The following is a 15,238-nucleotide window of genomic DNA, read 5'->3' as shown; positions in this document are numbered from 1 at the left end:
GGAGGACAATATGACTGATTTCACCTATGACCTCGGCGCGGATGGCGTGGCACAAATCACTTGGGATGTGCCGAACAAATCAATGAATGTCATGAGCTTGGAGGGGTTTGCCCTTCTCGACAGCATGATCGACAAAGCCTTGGCCGATGAGGCTGTTAAGGGCATCGTCATCACGTCGGGCAAGAAAGATTTTGCCGGCGGGATGGATCTCAACGTGATCGCGAAAATGCGCGATGAGGACGGCGCAAAAGGTCTTTATGAGGGCGTCATGCGGATGCATGGCATCTTGCGCAAGATCGAACGCGCCGGCATGGACCCGAAAACGCTGAAAGGCGGCAAGCCGATCGCGGCGGCCCTTCCGGGCACAGCCTTGGGCATCGGGTTGGAGCTTCCCCTCGCGACGCACCGGATTTTCGCCGCCGAGAACCCGAAGGCCAAAATCGGTCTGCCGGAGATCATGGTCGGTATCTTCCCGGGAGCGGGCGGCACGACACGACTCGCGCGCAAAATGGGCGCAATGATGGCCGCGCCTTTCTTGTTGGAAGGCAAGCTGTCCAGCCCGGCTGCGGCGAAATCCGCAGGCATCATTGACGAGGTTGTTGCCGACCCTGTCGCCGCCGCGCGCGCGTGGGTTCTCGCCGCGAAGGATGCGGATCTTGTTAAGCCGTGGGATGCGAAGGGCTTTAAGATGCCCGGCGGCGCGCCCTATCATCCGGCCGGATTTATGACTTTCGTCGGCGCATCGGCGATGGTTCACGGCAAGACGATGGGTGTCTATCCCGCCGCCAAAGCTTTGCTGTCCGCAGTCTATGAAGGCGCGTTGGTGCCCTTTGATACCGCCCTCTCAATTGAGGCGCGCTGGTTTACGAATGTCTTGCTGAACGCTTCCTCGACGGCGATGATCCGGTCTTTGTTCATCAACAAAGAGGCGTTGGAGAAGGGGGCGAACCGTCCGAAAGTCGCCGATCAGACGGTGAAAAAGGTTGGTATTCTCGGCGCTGGCATGATGGGCGCAGGGATTGCCTATGTCTCGGCCAACGCAGGGATCGAAGTCGTCTTGATCGACGCCGCGCAAGACTCGGCGGATCGTGGCAAAGCCCATGCGGCGGGCATTCTCGACAAGGGGATCTCACGCAAAAAGGTCACGCCTGAGAAGAAAGATGAAGTGCTCGCGCGGATCACAGCGACCACGGATTATAGCGCGCTGGAAGGGTGCGACTTGATCGTGGAAGCCGTGTTCGAAGACCCCAAAGTCAAGGCAGGCGTCACCGCGCAGGCCGAGGCCGTGATCGGGGCGGATGCGATCTTCGCAACCAACACCTCGACGCTACCCATCTCCGATCTGGCGAAAGCGTCCTCGCGCCCCAATAATTTCATCGGGATCCACTTCTTCTCGCCGGTCGATAAGATGAACCTCGTTGAGATCATTAAAGGCCGCGAGACAGGCGAGGTTGCCGTCGCAAAGGCCCTCGATTTCGTGCGCCAAATCCGCAAAACGCCGATCGTCGTCAATGACGCGCGGTTCTTCTACGCCAACCGTTGCATCATCCCCTACATCAACGAGGGAATGCGGATGGTGGCGGAAGGGGTGAGCCCGGTTCTTGTGGAAAACGCGGCGAAACTCGTCGGGATGCCGCTTGGGCCTCTGCAACTGGTTGACGAAACCTCGATTGATCTGGGCGTGAAAATCGCCAAGGCGACCAAGGCCGCGATGGGCGATGCCTATCCGGATGGTGCGGTGGACGAGGTGGTATTCTGGATGGCCGATCAAGGGCGTCTGGGCAAGAAAGCGGATGCGGGGTTCTACACCTACGCGGGCGGCAAGCGCCAAGGGCTTTGGGATGGTTTGGCGGCGCAATACCCCCTCTCCGATACCCAGCCAGAGTTGCATGAGGCCCAGCACCGCCTGTTGATGGCGCAAGTGTTGGAGGCCGTCCGCGCGTTTGAGGACGGCGTTCTCACCGATATCCGCGAAGGCGATGTCGGCGCGATCTTGGGCTGGGGCTTCGCGCCGTGGTCGGGCGGGCCATTCTCGTGGCTCGATATCATCGGGGCGGCGCGGGCCGTGGAAATCTGCGACGGGTTGACGGCGCGTTACGGCGCGCGGTTCACCACGCCGAAGCTTTTGCGCGATCTCGCAGCGACGGGCGAGAGCTTCTACGGCCGCTACGGCACGGGCAAAGCTGCCGCGGCGTGAAAGACCCTACCTAAAAACGCGAGAAAGCCGGGCAACATGCCCGGCTTTTTTGTTTCGTCTCAATGGGCTCATCACGGCGCCTAAAACTCGTATCCGAACCGATCGATATCGTGCCCGCAGATCCGCCGCACCAATGCGGCATCTGCATCGGTGTAATATTCGCGCCAATCGCGCCCGCGCGCGCTTTCATTCACCCGCGCGATCTGCCCCAATGCAAAACCGAGATGCGCCTCCACCGGCGCTAGATCCTCCGCGAGATGCTCAAGACGCAAGAATGCGGAGCAGTGCTCGCGCCCGTTCATTCGCAGATAACTGCCGTAGGGCGCGGCCTGCACCGAACTGATCGTATGCGCCGCGTTTAAAAAGCCCGAAAAATTCGACGCCTGCGCAAGATGCACGGCGGGATGATCGAAACTCTGCGCTTGGAGCCAATGATAGTAGCTCACCATCCGGTCCCAAGGGTTACGCACAAGCGTGAAGGTAAAGAAGCTCTCGGCTTCCTGCGGGGTAATCAGCCCAATGACATCGGAAAGGGTTGAATGCTTCCAGATCCGCCCCTGCGCCGTCAGGTTTTTCAGCCGCCCGCGACGCCGTTTTGCCTTTGGCGTGTCACCGATCAAGATATCATCCGCCATCGCTCGCGCCTCAAGCGCGAGGCTTAAAGCGGTGCCGCCCGTTTTGGGAATATGCACGAAGATGTAGCGGCGACCGCGCGAGATAATCATTCCTTATCCTAACTTCATTCGGGGACTGTGAGAAGCTATCCCTTACGGGCGCGCGGGCGGGCGTCCGCCGGAATTCGTCTCCCCGCCCCGTCTTCCCCGTATCCGCGAGTTGACCCCAACGCTACGTGCGCTATCGTGATGGAAACGCTATAAAAGCCGAAACGGCCCCCGACGACCAGGATACCTATACAGGCACATGACCGCGCTTCCCGAATTTCAAAGGCTCGAATGTTCGGGCGTCTGGCGCGAGAACGCCAAGACGCAGCGCCGTGATGTCATCGTGTCCTTTGGTGAGGCCACGATCGTCATCTCTGACGAACGGTCCGCCCGTGCTTTGACGCACTGGTCGTTGCCCGCCCTCACCCGCCTGAACCCCAACCAGATCCCCGCACGATTTGCGCCCTCAAAACCCGAAGACGGGGCAGATCAGGATGAGGAACTCGAGATCGACGATACGACGATGATCGGCGCGATCGAGAAGGTTCAAGCAAAGATCGAAAGCCGCCGCCCCCACCCCGGGCGCCTCCGCACGCGTATCGGGATGGGGACGGCAGGGGTTTTTGCACTGTTCGCGATTTTGTGGTTGCCCGGTGCGACCACCCGCCATGTCGCGGATGTCGCCCCCTTCGCGAACCGCATTGAGCTCGGCCACGCAGCGCTCGCGGATCTGACGACCCTGACGGGCACGCCGTGTCATAGCGTGCAAGGCGACGCCGCCCTTGCCCGTCTTGCAGAGCGGTTGAAGGGCGCAGACGAGATCTCGATCCTGCCCGAAGCGTTAAACGGCGTGCGCCGCCTTCCGGGGCGGGTCGTCGCGGTGGGCTTGCCATTGCTCGTCACGCAAGACACGCCGGAGGTTGTCGCGGGGCATATTATCACCGCCGAGCTTGAGGCCGAAAAACAAGACCCGCTCGTCAGCTTGCTCGACTGGGCGGGATTTGGCGCCGCGTTCGATCTTTTGACCACGGGGGAAGTCCCGCCGGATTCGTTGCGCGGCTACGGGGAATTCCTTCTGCGCGGCATGGACAATCACACACCTAAACTGGACGCCGTTCGCCTAGAAGCGCTGCTCGCGGAATTCGCCAAAGTCGGTGTGTCGTCCACGCCTTACGCTTATTCGATCGACCCGACGGGAGAGAGCGTTTTATCGTTGATCGAGGCCGATCCCTTCAAAGGTGCGCCCGCGCCGGAACCCGTTTTGGAGGATTCCGATTGGATCGCTCTCCAAACGATCTGTGACGGATAACACCGCAAAACATCCCTTCATGTTGACCCGCTGCGTGCCGTGCCGCATAGGAGAGATGACCCCACATGACCCCGAGTCCATCGGACACAGCCTTGAGGATCGACCATGACCACCAAACTCGAACAACTCCGCAAGCTTTCCATCGTCGTCGCTGATACCGGTGATATTGATGCCGTCGCAGCCCTGACGCCGGAAGATTGCACGACCAACCCTTCGATCGTTCTCAAAGCGGTACAGTCCGATGCGTTCAAGGCGCATTTCGATGCGGCTGTCGCGAAGGGCGGCGATACGATGGCGATTGCAGATGACCTGACAGTCACTGTCGGCGCAGAGCTTTCGAAACTGGTGCCCGGCCGTGTGTCGACCGAAGTCGATGCGCGCCTGTCGTTCGACACGCAAGCCTCTGTTGCGAAAGCGCGCCAAATCATCGCGGCGTACGAGGCTCGCGGGATCTCGAAAGATCGCATCCTCATCAAACTCGCCGCCACATGGGAAGGTATCGAGGCAGGCCGGATTTTGGAAGCCGAAGGCATCAATTGCAATCTCACGCTGATCTTCTCGCTCGCGCAAGCCGTGGCCTGCGCCAATGCGGGCGTGTTCTTGATTTCGCCCTTCGTTGGCCGCATCACCGATTGGTATAAAAAGGCCGAGGGCGTCGATGGCTACACCCAAGAAACAGATCCGGGCGTGCTGTCGGTGCGTAAGATCTACGACTATTACAAATCCAACGGCATCAACACGATCGTCATGGGCGCGTCGTTCCGCAACATCGGGCAGATTGAAGCGCTTGCGGGTTGCGACCGTCTGACGATTTCGCCGGACTTGCTAAATGAGTTGCAAGCCGCGACGGGCGATCTGCCAGTGTGCCTCTCGGCCGATAAGGCCACGGGTATGGCGGCTATTCCGATGGATGAGGCCGATTTCCGTTGGATGATGAACGAGGACCCTATGGCGACCGAGAAAGTCGCAGAAGGTATCCGTAACTTCAACAAAGACACGATGAAACTCTACGCGATGATCGAAGCTGCGCGCTGATCGCTTATCGCGCCGTTCAACTTAAAAGGGCCGGAGAGTACTCTCCGGCCCTTCTTTCATCACAGCTCGTGCCTATTTGCCTTTGAAAGCGGCGGGGCGTTTTTGCAAAAAGGCCGTAACACCTTCCATAAAATCTTCAGTCGCCCCGCATTTGGCCTGCAATTTGGCCTCGAGTTCGAGCTGTTGCGGCAAATCACGCTCAAACGAGCCGCGGAGGGCTTCTTTGATCGCCCCGTAAGCGACACTCGGGCCGTTTGCCAAATGTGCCGCGCGCGCTTTCCACCCTGCCTCGAACGCATCATCGGGCAAGGATTCCCAGATCATACCCCATTCCGCCGCCTGATCCGCCATGATTTTATCGGCGAACAGGGCGAGCCCCATCGCGCGCGAGAAACCGATTTGTCGCGGCAACCAATAGGTGCCGCCCGCATCGGGCATCAAACCAATGCGCGTGAAGGCCTGCACGAAGGACGCGCTTTGCGCGGCGATCACAACATCCGCAGCCAACGCGAGATTGGCGCCCGCACCCGCAGCAGGACCATTCACGGCACAAATCGTTGGGATCGGGCAGTCGTAAATCGATTTGAGCATCGGCTCATATTCGTCACGCAGCGTGCGCTCAAAATCCAGACCACCCTGACGCACGCCGTCCGCAAGATCTTGACCAGAACAAAACGCACGCCCCTCCCCCGTCAACACTGCGACGCGCGCTTCCCTAGCGGCTTGCGTCATAGCGTCCGTAATCTCGGTGCGCATTTGCGTATTGAGCGCATTCATCACGGCGGGCCGCGCCAAAGTGATCTGCGCGATGCCGTCATGCAGCTCGTATCGGATAGTTTCGAAGCTCATCTGTTCCTCCCGTTTCCCCTCACATTACCTCTGGCAGGGCAAGGCGAAACCGGAACACAGCGTCACTCGCGCAGGATTTCGTCGATCCGTGCCTGCTCCTCCGGCGTCAGCGCCTTCGGACTTGCCGTGTTGCGACGACCACGGATGAACCCGAAAGCCCCCAACATCGCCAAAACAAGCGCGACCGGCCCAAGCCAGTACAAGATCAGGTTGAAGCCCTTCGCCTCCGGCTCGAACAAAACATATTCCCCGTAGCGATCTGTGACATAGGTGATGACTTCCCAATTCTCATCGCCCGCGACCAGCCGCTCGCGCACCAGAACCCGCAAATCCTTGGCAACCTCGGCGTTAGATTCGTCGATATTCTCGCCTTGGCACACAGGGCACCGCAGCATCTGCCCGATATCGCGCGCGCGCAATTCCAACGCAGGATCTGCCAGAACCTCATCCGGTTCGACCGCGAAGGCCGGCCACGCCAACAACAGGACAAGCGCAAGATATCTGAACATAGTCACTCCGCCGGTTGCAGTTTTGCAGCTTTGCGCGCGCCTGCCGCAACGCGGTACCGCCGATCGGTCAAACTCAAGAACCCGCCAAACGACATGATCAAAATACCCGCCCAAATCCAATTGGTGAACGGCTTGATATAGCTGCGCACAGCCCATCCGCCGCCCTCTTGAGCATCCCCAATCACCAGATAAATATCGCGCCAGAACCCGTTATCGATTGCGGCCTCTGTGGTTGGCATCGCTTGCACGGGATAGTTCCGTTTCTCGGGCTGCAACACGGTGAGCAGCTCGCCATCGCGACGCACGGAAAGTGTCCCCATCACCGACACATAATTCGGGCCTTGAACCTGATCGACGCTGTCGAGCGTGATCTCGAACCCTGACACAGTGAATGGCTCGCCAATCTGTGCGACGCGCACGTCCTCGGTGGCCCAGGCCATCAACAAGGCAACCCCGATGAACAACACGCCGAGCCCACCATGCGCACAGGCTTTTCCGAGATCCGCGCGCGGCAAGCGCATCAGCCGCGCAGGTGTCCGACCTGCACGCAGCCACAACTCCGTCAGTGCGCCAAAGACCAGCCACGAGCCCAAACCCGCCCCGAACAACGCAAGCGCAGAGCGGTTTGCCCCCATCGCCCAGATCAGCGCCATAACCGCCAGCGCCAACCCTAAAGCCGGCATCATAGGTTTGACTGCCCGTGAAAGCTGGGCGCGTTTCCAAGGCATAACGGCCCCGATCGGAAGAATAATCGCGAGCAAGATCATGAACGGGGTGAAGGCCTGCTCGAAGAACGGCGCGCCCACCGATAGCTTGCGCGCCCAGAACAATTCCGCAATCAGGGGCCAAATCGTGCCCGTGAAGACAACAAGCGCCGAGACGGCGAGCAGGATATTATTTGCGACCAAAGCACTCTCGCGGGACACCATCGAGAACACGCCTTTCGCCTCCATCGCACCGGCTCGTGCGGCGTAAAGGATCAGCGCGCCTCCCACAAAACCGCCCAGAATCGCAAGAATGAATACCCCGCGCTCGGGGTCACTTGCGAAGCTATGGACTGATGTAATGACGCCAGACCGCACGATAAACGTCCCGATCAGGGAGAAGCCGAACGCCATAATCGCAAGCAAGATCGTCCAGCTTTTCAGCAATTCCCGCTTCTCAACGACGATGGCGGAATGAAGCAAAGCGGCGGCCAGAAGCCAAGGCATGAAGGACGCGTTTTCGACCGGATCCCAGAACCAAAATCCGCCCCAGCCAAGCTCGTAATACGCCCACCACGACCCCAAACCGATGCCGATTGTCAGGAAAATCCAAGCCGCAAGCGTCCACGGGCGAACCCAACGCGCCCACGCGGCATCCACGCGCCCTTCCAGCAAGGCCGCAACCGCGAAGGAAAATGCCATCGAGAGGCCGACATAGCCAAGGTAGAGGAATGGTGGGTGGAACGCGAGACCGGGATCTTGCAACAGCGGGTTCAGATCGCGACCGTTGAACGCGGGCTCTACCATGCGGGTAAATGGGTTTGACGTGAACAAAATGAACGCCAAAAACGCGACCCCGATCGCACCTTGAACGCCCAAGACGCGCGCACGAAGGCTATCTGGTAGGTCGCCGCCAAACCACGCCGCCGCCGCCCCGAACCCTGCGAGGATCAACACCCAAAGCAGCATGGAGCCTTCGTGATTGCCCCAGACACCCGATATTTTATAGAGCATCGGCTTATCGGTATGCGAATTTGCGTAAACGAGTTGCAACGAGAAATCGGACGTAACGAACGCATAGGTAATCGCCGCAAACGCGCCCGCGATAAGCAAGAACTGCGCCGTTGCCGCGGGATCGCCCACCGCCATCCAGCTACGCCATCTTTGATGCGCTCCGATAAGCGGGAAAACCGTCTGGATGATGGCCACGCCAAAGGCGAGGATCAGGGCGAAATGGCCAAGTTCTGCGAGCATGATAGCCTCCTATGCGCGGCGCGATCATATGCGGATGTGCGTGGAAGGCCAAGGCGGATGCGGCCGCAAAACGTGCCGTGATGTCGCAGCCGGAAGAAAGCGCGATGTGAGCGCCGCGCGGCGGCGAGAACGGCCGCGCGGCCTTAAGACCTCAGGAGGCGGGTTTGCGCCCGTGCCGCACCATCCAATCCATCAGCGCCTCATTTTCCTCAGGGCCATCCACGCCGCGCACATCGCCGCCAACCCCAGACACAGAATGATGAGAACCCTGCGTGCCTGTGGCATCAGTTTGAGAAGTTGCAGCACGCGGCGCGACACTGGGTTGCGCACGAAAATGGAACGCCTCACGCGCCCCGAAATAGAAGCCCACAATCGCCCCCAACAGCCACCACAGCGGCTCTGGAATATAGCCAAGCCCCACCATCCTTTGCGAAAAGCTGACCGGATCAATCATCGCGTAAACGAATAACCCCAATGTCCCAAAGGCCAGAAACGGCCGCGGAAGTCGGTTCAAGCCATTGACAACGCTGTCAAAAATACCAGGGCGCGCCACAGAAAACTCTGTGCCATATTGCGAGAGAGACGCGATATACGCCTCGTGCGAATTCGCCATCTGCGCTGTCGCATTCGGCTTGAAAACTTCCGCCACCGATGTCGCCGCACGGCCCAAGGCTTCGGTCGCGGCCGCACCTCCCAGAACTTTGTCGATCAAGCCCATGACGCCACCCGTGCGCGATGCGCCCCTTCCGTGAGGTGGTATTTCGGCGCGATGAATTCCTCCGCGCGCAAGATCCAACCGCCCTTGCCGCCATCGCGCCGCCGCGCGTATTTACGGCTCATCGGGCGCGCATCCGCCAGCGCATAATAGTAGTTGCGCCGTGCAATCCCGTAGGCATCTCGCAGATGGTCCGGGGCTGTCTGCGCGGCACGGTGGCTGGCCGCGACGGTCAAGCCGCCGAGCATTCCGTCCACGACAAGGCTCTCACCCATGTCATTCAAAAGACGTTGCAAGATGCGCACCGCGTTTGATCCGGCGTTGACATACATATCAAAAACGGTGGCTTGCAAGCTATCTGGAAGCCGCGCCAAACCGGTCCGCTCAAAATACTCTGTGACGAAAATCTGCACGGCCTGTTCTTGGGTCAAGGCTCGAACATCAGCCTCGGTCACAACACCGTCGCGCGTCAAATCCAACCCCAACCGCCGCATCGTCGCGATGGTCACGCCGTATTTTGTTGCCCCGCCCGGATCGGCGAGATCATTCACATAGCCGCCCTCACGCGCGACAATTTCTCTAGCGATTTCTTGAACTGTTTGCATGGCACCCTTCCCGAATTCCCATCGGGAAGGTGCTGCAGATTTGGTTAAAGCCCGCTACCGCGGCGCGCGCTGGTCAATACGACACGCTTTCGTCTTCGTCAGCGGGTTGGTAGATGCCTTGCTCTTTCAAACTGTCGACGACCTCACGCGGCATGTAGTTTTCATCGTGCTTAGCCAGAAGCTCATCCGCCTCAAACACCCCCGCACGGTAATACCCCTTGGCGATCGTGCCCGTGCCTTCGGAAAACAAATCCGGCCGTGGGTCGCGGCCGACATAGCGCACCGGGATTTCCTCGGCATTGTCGGTGATCACGAAGCTGAACTGCACGCCATCCAGCCCCGAAATCGATCCCTCTTTCACCAAACCGCCGAGCTGAAAATACTCCGCTTCGGAGGGGGCTTTTTCGACCAGTTGCGAGGGCGATCGGAACAGGTTGATCCCGTCGCGAAACGCGTAGCCAATCAACGCCGCCGACACGGCCAGCGCCAAGGATGCCACAATAAGCACCTGAATTCGGCGTGTTTTCTTCAGACTTTTCATCCAGCCCTCGCGACAGGTTTCGGTTTACGGGAAGACCGGCGCCAAAAGCAGACCAGCCGTCTCGTCGTTTCCGAGCATCAAGTTTGCGTTTTGCATCGCCTGACCGGACGAGCCTTTGCACAGGTTATCAAGCGCCGCGACAACGATCACCCGTCCTGCGATCCGGTCCGCCGTCACGCCGATATGAACGTAGTTGGACCCTGCAACCGAGCGTGTCGAGGGGAGTGCGCCAAAAGGTAGCACCTCGATGAAAGGCTCATCCGCGTACCGCGTGGCCAGCGCATCATAGATCGCCTGAGCTTCGCCGCGCACATAAACTGTCGCTAGGATACCACGATTAAACGGCATCAAATGCGGCGTGAATTGCACCTGCACAGGGCGTCCTGCAAGCAGGCTGAACTCTTGGTCAAACTCGCCCAAATGACGGTGCGTGCCACCGGCAGAATAGGGATGCGTGCCACCTGACAGCTCGGCATGGAGAAGATTTTCCTTGAGCGACCGCCCCGCACCCGAAACACCCGCCTTGAGATCCATGACGATTTCATCGAGGTCAATCACGCCCGCCTCGATCAAAGGTCGCACAACATATTGGCCTGTTGCCGCGTTGCAGCCCGTCCCTGCGACAAGTCGCGCTGCGCGAATCTCGTCGCGGTAGAATTCGGTGAGCCCGTAGACCGCTTCTTTTTGCATCTCGATGGCGGAATGCGGCTTGCCATACCATTTCTCATACTCCGCCGGATCCCGCAGCCGGAAATCGGCAGACAGATCGACGATCTTCAGCGTCGTTGGAAGATCCTTAATCACTGCCTGAGAGGTCGCATGCGGCAAGGCGCAAAATGCGAGATCAACGTTCGAGAAATCGATATCCTCGATTTTTTGCAACACTGGCAACGACATATGCCGCAAATGCGGGAAAACGTCGCCCATCGCCATTCCCGCCTTACGGTCGCCGGAAAGGGCTACGATTTCCATGCTGGGATGTGTCGCGATAAGGCGCACCAATTCCGCGCCAGTGTATCCCGACGCACCCAAAATTGCGATTTTCTGTGTCATAACTGCCCCCAATGCCGCGAAACGATGCTGATCATCTGCGCGAAATGTAATGTAAAAGCCCGCTTTTTGCCATGCTAGCCCCAGTGAGCGCCCTGCGCCCTAGGCGTTCTCGAACGTGATCGAACGCTTTAGGAATTGCGTCGCATGTTTCGACACCGCCGCCGCAGACCCAGTCGTAAGGTATTTTGACACGGTGCCCGCGCCCGTGAACTCCGGCCGCCGCGTGAGATAATCCGCGAGGCTTTCAGCAACGAGATTGGCTTGCGAATAGACTTTCACGTCCGCACCTAACGCAGCCTGAAACTCGTTTTGCAGCAACGGATAATGCGTGCATCCGAGGATCGCCGCTTCGGGCTTCGGCATCCGGCGCAAGAGCGCTTCGACATGGCTGCGCACGATTTGTTCTGCGAGAATCTCATCGCCCGCCTCGATCGCATCCACGACACCGCCGCAGGGCTGCGCCTCGACGTCCACGCCGATCGCACGATACGCCAGCTCACGCTGAAACGCGCGGCTCGCGACTGTGGCCGGGGTCGCAAACAACGCCACATGCTTCACCGCGACCTCGCGTGGAGGCGAGTTGTCGCCCCATTGGCGTTCGGTCAGCGCCTCGATCAACGGGACGAAGACCCCCAGAACCCGTTTATTCTCGGGCAGCCACATTTCTTGCATCCGCTTGAGAGCGGCCGCAGAGGCTGTGTTGCAAGCAAGGATGACGAGATCGCACCCCTCCTCCCAAAGCCGCTCCACCCCTTGGCACGTCAGCTTGTAAATATCATCCGCATCGCGCACCCCGTAGGGCGCGTTGGCGTTATCGCCGTAATAGACAAAAGCCTGTTCCGGCAAGCGTTTGACCAGCGCTTCATGCACCGTCAGCCCGCCAAGCCCACTATCGAAAACGCCTACTGCCATGCCAGCCCCCGCATGCGAGATTGATGATCCGGTCACGCCAGATCGTTCTCTCCCTCTTAGCGATCTACGTCGCGGAAATCCATCGCAGATCACGCGATATTGCGGGCTTGAACGCAGTGTCGACCGCGCGAAAATCTCGGCCCTATCGGAGGAGCGGCGCCCCACATCGACATGAGCTGGCCGTCATTCAGCGAATCATGTTGTTCATGCGCGCGGGGTGCGGCCTGCCTTTTTGTTTGTCATACGTTCAAAAAACAGGCATCCGCGCATGGCTTGCAGGCTTTCAGGTAGCGGGTGAATAAAGCCTGCACATCCGGAAACGCCCATCCCCGCAGTGCTTTTCAATGCTTTCCGGAACCATCGCAGCGCGCAATCAGCGCCGCAAAAGCAAGATCGCGGCCTGTCTTGTGACACCGATTGCTGGCGCCAAACGGCCCACCTTGCAACGGGCTGCGTAGCCCCTGCGAATTTACGGCCCGCAAACCAATGCCTTACGCATGAGGCCCAGAAAACAGCGCCATACCTCGCACGCGGCCCCCATCAAGCTTGCCCCGCGCGCCCTACGGCGCTGCACTTAAACAAAACCGCTTCTCCCCCCGACAAACACCGATAGCAAGGCCGCCTCAAGACCGCCCCCAGCCGACCAGGGCCGCAATGTGATCACATCAGATAAAAACCGCGTTGCGAGACGAAAAATTCCCGCAAAGTCATTTGTTATATCATTCAATGCTATATATTGACGGTAGCTCTTTAATTGATCGATTGTTTACCAGAAGGTGCCGTTATGGATTGGGATAAGCTGCGGATTTTTCACGCTGTCGCGGATGCGGGCTCGCTCACGCATGCGGGAGATACGCTGCACCTTTCGCAATCGGCCGTCTCGCGGCAGATCAGGTCGCTCGAAGAAAGTTTGGGAACGACCCTTTTCCACCGCCACGCACGGGGTCTTATTCTCACAGAGCAAGGCGAGCTTCTGTTTGATGCCACCTCGACGATGGCGCAAAAGCTCGACACCGCCTCCGCGCGCATCCGTGACAGCGAGGAGGAAGTTTTTGGCGAACTGAAAGTCACAACGGCCACGGGCTTTGGGACACTGTGGCTCGCGCCACGCCTCGTCAAGCTCTATGACCGCTATCCTGATCTGAAAATCGATCTGATCTTGGAGGAGCGAGTCCTCGACCTCCCCATGCGCGAAGCGGACGTGGCGATCCGGATGAAAGAGCCGTCGCAGGCCGATTTGATCCGCAAACGACTGTTGAACATCCGCATGCGTCTTTACGGCTCGAAAGAATATCTCGCGCGGAACGGCACTCCCACAACGCAGGCAGAGCTATCGACCCACCGCTTGATTTGCCAAAACCCCTCTACGCCGCAGGTGCAGGCGGGCGCTTCGCTCAGCCAACAGCTTTTGACCAATAGCGCGCCGTCTACCCTGACGATGAATAATTACTTCGGCGTTCTTCAGGGCGTCTTGAATAATATTGGCCTCGGGATTTTGCCGGACTATCTGACGGCCGATTTCCCGAATCTCGTGCGCGTTCTTCCCGATGTGGAATCTGTCGAAGTGCCTGTCTTCCTCGCCTATCCGGAGGAGCTGCGCCAATCTCGCCGAGTTTCAGTGTTCCGTGATTTCGTCCAAGAAGAAATCATGGCCTACCGCCGGCAGCAGTCGCAGGACGAGAGCAACGAATAACCACCATCTCGGCCACGTCGGGGCAATGCCTCGTCCCGCCATGTGCCCAGCGCATATCAGCAATGCGGTTTATCAAGCCGATTCCCCTTGATCGGTTCGCACACCGCCCATATATCGGGCAACGAAGCTGGTGATATGAGGAAACTCTCATCAGTTTTACCTCCCTGTTGGACTTCGGCCGAGCGAAAGCTCGGCCTTTTTTTTGGCACTCGCTATTATATCGCGCCGCCCCGCGCAGATGAGAGAGCTCCCCCAAAGGATACCCCGCCCTCCGACTTGGTGCGTCGAGGATGGAATGTGCACAGAATGTCGGCGCGGCAGATGGCACGGCAGGTGGCGCGGGGCCGCGCAAACACATCGCGCCGCAAAAGGTTCCGCAGATTCACGCGCCGCAGCTTCACATTATTGCGTTTGAACTTTCTCACGCCGCGGCGAGTTGTCTTCCCATGAACAGTCGGACGAACGAGCTACCTGCATCCTGCAGAGCCGCCGGCACTAAGATATGGAGAATAGACATGACCAAGTTCAACGCTCTCATCACCTCGACCACCCTCGCTGGCCTGATGGCCCTTTCCGGCCCGGCACTTGCGGATCAGTTCACAGATTCGGAATATCCGGCAGGCATCATGGACGCGCAAATCGGTAGCAAATTCATCGATAAAGACGAAACGTCGACCGGCATGATCCCGACGAGCGACGCAATCGAGGACGAGTATGGCCTTGTTGATGCGCAGCTTGGCGCTGCCGAGCCGGAATTTGGCGGCTCGATGGGTGAAGCAGCCATCCCCGCCGACCAGCAGTTGGCCCGCGATAAGGGCATCATCGACAATCAATCTGAGCTGGGCAAAATGGGCGCTGTAACCACGGCCGATAACGCCTCCATCGGCAGCATTGAAAGCGTGACGCCGTCGGGCGACGGTTACGATACAGTGCTGGTGAAGGTCTCGGAAACCTTGGAAACCGAAGTCTCGCAGTTTGAGATTAAAGTCCCGCAAGGCACGGCCGCTGATGGCCAGATCGAGCTTGCTTGGACGCTCTCGGATCTGTTGAGCAATCTCGAAGCACAAATCTAAGGCTAACGTTCAAGCGCCTAGCGCGATGAGCACTGCTGCGAGCGCCCCCGATTTTCGGGGGCGCTCGTCATTTTTACGCGCCTTTCGCGTAAAATGCTGGCTGCGTGACGCTGCGGCCCCTTTCCCC

Annotated in this window: 14 protein-coding genes; 5 read left to right on the top strand and 9 right to left on the bottom strand. The window is 59.0% G+C overall.

Annotated features, from left to right (window positions below):
- Nucleotides 1-10: 10 nt before the first annotated feature.
- Nucleotides 11-2,197, top strand: a complete 2,187-nt coding sequence (locus tag SJY32_RS15400) for a 3-hydroxyacyl-CoA dehydrogenase NAD-binding domain-containing protein (protein ID WP_376877382.1) — start codon at nucleotides 11-13, stop codon at nucleotides 2,195-2,197.
- A gap of 80 nt (nucleotides 2,198-2,277) precedes the next feature.
- Here SJY32_RS15400 and SJY32_RS15395 read toward each other — a convergent pair whose 3' ends face one another.
- Nucleotides 2,278-2,922, bottom strand: a complete 645-nt coding sequence (locus SJY32_RS15395) for a sulfotransferase family 2 domain-containing protein (protein WP_376877379.1) — start codon at nucleotides 2,920-2,922, stop codon at nucleotides 2,278-2,280.
- A gap of 196 nt (nucleotides 2,923-3,118) precedes the next feature.
- On the opposite strand from SJY32_RS15395, the gene SJY32_RS15390 reads away from it, so the two are divergent.
- Nucleotides 3,119-4,168, top strand: coding sequence for a hypothetical protein (locus SJY32_RS15390; RefSeq protein ID WP_376877376.1), 1,050 nt, complete (start codon nucleotides 3,119-3,121; stop codon nucleotides 4,166-4,168).
- A 105-nt stretch (nucleotides 4,169-4,273) separates the two neighbouring features.
- Nucleotides 4,274-5,203: a transaldolase gene (tal, locus tag SJY32_RS15385; RefSeq protein WP_376877373.1), complete on the top strand. Its 930-nt coding sequence runs from the start codon at nucleotides 4,274-4,276 to the stop codon at nucleotides 5,201-5,203.
- 72 nt (nucleotides 5,204-5,275) lie between these two features.
- Here the strand turns inward: tal and SJY32_RS15380 are convergent, their stop codons facing one another.
- From SJY32_RS15380 to murI, 8 genes are all read right to left on the bottom strand, one after another.
- Complete coding sequence (locus SJY32_RS15380; protein WP_376877370.1) at nucleotides 5,276-6,052, bottom strand: enoyl-CoA hydratase-related protein; 777 nt, start codon at nucleotides 6,050-6,052, stop codon at nucleotides 5,276-5,278.
- 62 nt (nucleotides 6,053-6,114) lie between these two features.
- On the bottom strand, nucleotides 6,115-6,561 hold the full coding sequence (locus tag SJY32_RS15375; RefSeq protein ID WP_376877367.1) for a cytochrome c-type biogenesis protein CcmH: 447 nt from the start codon (nucleotides 6,559-6,561) through the stop codon (nucleotides 6,115-6,117).
- Between the two features lie 2 nt (nucleotides 6,562-6,563).
- Nucleotides 6,564-8,519, bottom strand: a complete 1,956-nt coding sequence (locus SJY32_RS15370; RefSeq protein WP_376877364.1) for a heme lyase CcmF/NrfE family subunit — start codon at nucleotides 8,517-8,519, stop codon at nucleotides 6,564-6,566.
- A 151-nt stretch (nucleotides 8,520-8,670) separates the two neighbouring features.
- Nucleotides 8,671-9,237 (bottom strand): holin family protein, encoded by a 567-nt coding sequence (locus tag SJY32_RS15365; RefSeq protein ID WP_376877361.1) that lies wholly within the window; start codon nucleotides 9,235-9,237, stop codon nucleotides 8,671-8,673.
- On the bottom strand, nucleotides 9,228-9,839 hold the full coding sequence (locus tag SJY32_RS15360) for a holin-associated N-acetylmuramidase (protein ID WP_376877358.1): 612 nt from the start codon (nucleotides 9,837-9,839) through the stop codon (nucleotides 9,228-9,230). The genes SJY32_RS15365 and SJY32_RS15360 overlap by 10 nt, the downstream gene beginning before the upstream one ends.
- Before the next feature lie 73 nt (nucleotides 9,840-9,912).
- Nucleotides 9,913-10,380, bottom strand: a complete 468-nt coding sequence (gene ccmE, locus SJY32_RS15355; protein WP_376877355.1) for a cytochrome c maturation protein CcmE — start codon at nucleotides 10,378-10,380, stop codon at nucleotides 9,913-9,915.
- A 24-nt stretch (nucleotides 10,381-10,404) separates the two neighbouring features.
- A complete protein-coding gene (gene argC / locus SJY32_RS15350; RefSeq protein ID WP_376877352.1) occupies nucleotides 10,405-11,433 on the bottom strand; it encodes an N-acetyl-gamma-glutamyl-phosphate reductase in 1,029 nt (342 codons plus the stop codon).
- Nucleotides 11,434-11,532: 99 nt separating this feature from the next.
- On the bottom strand, nucleotides 11,533-12,345 hold the full coding sequence (gene murI, locus SJY32_RS15345; RefSeq protein ID WP_376877350.1) for a glutamate racemase: 813 nt from the start codon (nucleotides 12,343-12,345) through the stop codon (nucleotides 11,533-11,535).
- A gap of 784 nt (nucleotides 12,346-13,129) precedes the next feature.
- On the opposite strand from murI, the gene SJY32_RS15340 reads away from it, so the two are divergent.
- Both SJY32_RS15340 and SJY32_RS15335 read left to right on the top strand, forming a co-directional pair.
- The gene (locus tag SJY32_RS15340) at nucleotides 13,130-14,038 is read left to right on the top strand and encodes a LysR family transcriptional regulator (RefSeq protein ID WP_376877347.1); all 909 of its coding nucleotides are present in this window, start codon (nucleotides 13,130-13,132) and stop codon (nucleotides 14,036-14,038) included.
- Nucleotides 14,039-14,553: 515 nt separating this feature from the next.
- A complete protein-coding gene (locus SJY32_RS15335) occupies nucleotides 14,554-15,111 on the top strand; it encodes a hypothetical protein (protein ID WP_376877344.1) in 558 nt (185 codons plus the stop codon).
- Nucleotides 15,112-15,238: the final 127 nt, after the last annotated feature.

Source organism: Albirhodobacter sp. R86504, from assembly GCF_042466415.1.
Lineage (GTDB): Bacteria > Pseudomonadota > Alphaproteobacteria > Rhodobacterales > Rhodobacteraceae > Albirhodobacter.
Note: the sequence above shows the minus strand (reverse complement) of the source record. Positions and strands in the feature narration are given on the sequence as shown.

Bases quoted from the DNA above. Each gene is read 5' to 3' on its own strand.
- SJY32_RS15400 (WP_376877382.1), top strand. From the start codon at position 11: ATGACTGATTTCACCTATGACCTCGGCGCGGATGGCGTGGCACAAATC.
- SJY32_RS15395 (WP_376877379.1), bottom strand. From the start codon at position 2,922: ATGATTATCTCGCGCGGTCGCCGCTACATCTTCGTGCATATTCCCAAA.
- SJY32_RS15390 (WP_376877376.1), top strand. From the start codon at position 3,119: ATGACCGCGCTTCCCGAATTTCAAAGGCTCGAATGTTCGGGCGTCTGG.
- tal (WP_376877373.1), top strand. From the start codon at position 4,274: ATGACCACCAAACTCGAACAACTCCGCAAGCTTTCCATCGTCGTCGCT.
- SJY32_RS15380 (WP_376877370.1), bottom strand. From the start codon at position 6,052: ATGAGCTTCGAAACTATCCGATACGAGCTGCATGACGGCATCGCGCAG.
- SJY32_RS15375 (WP_376877367.1), bottom strand. From the start codon at position 6,561: ATGTTCAGATATCTTGCGCTTGTCCTGTTGTTGGCGTGGCCGGCCTTC.
- SJY32_RS15370 (WP_376877364.1), bottom strand. From the start codon at position 8,519: ATGCTCGCAGAACTTGGCCATTTCGCCCTGATCCTCGCCTTTGGCGTG.
- SJY32_RS15365 (WP_376877361.1), bottom strand. From the start codon at position 9,237: ATGGGCTTGATCGACAAAGTTCTGGGAGGTGCGGCCGCGACCGAAGCC.
- SJY32_RS15360 (WP_376877358.1), bottom strand. From the start codon at position 9,839: ATGCAAACAGTTCAAGAAATCGCTAGAGAAATTGTCGCGCGTGAGGGC.
- ccmE (WP_376877355.1), bottom strand. From the start codon at position 10,380: ATGAAAAGTCTGAAGAAAACACGCCGAATTCAGGTGCTTATTGTGGCA.
- argC (WP_376877352.1), bottom strand. From the start codon at position 11,433: ATGACACAGAAAATCGCAATTTTGGGTGCGTCGGGATACACTGGCGCG.
- murI (WP_376877350.1), bottom strand. From the start codon at position 12,345: ATGGCAGTAGGCGTTTTCGATAGTGGGCTTGGCGGGCTGACGGTGCAT.
- SJY32_RS15340 (WP_376877347.1), top strand. From the start codon at position 13,130: ATGGATTGGGATAAGCTGCGGATTTTTCACGCTGTCGCGGATGCGGGC.
- SJY32_RS15335 (WP_376877344.1), top strand. From the start codon at position 14,554: ATGACCAAGTTCAACGCTCTCATCACCTCGACCACCCTCGCTGGCCTG.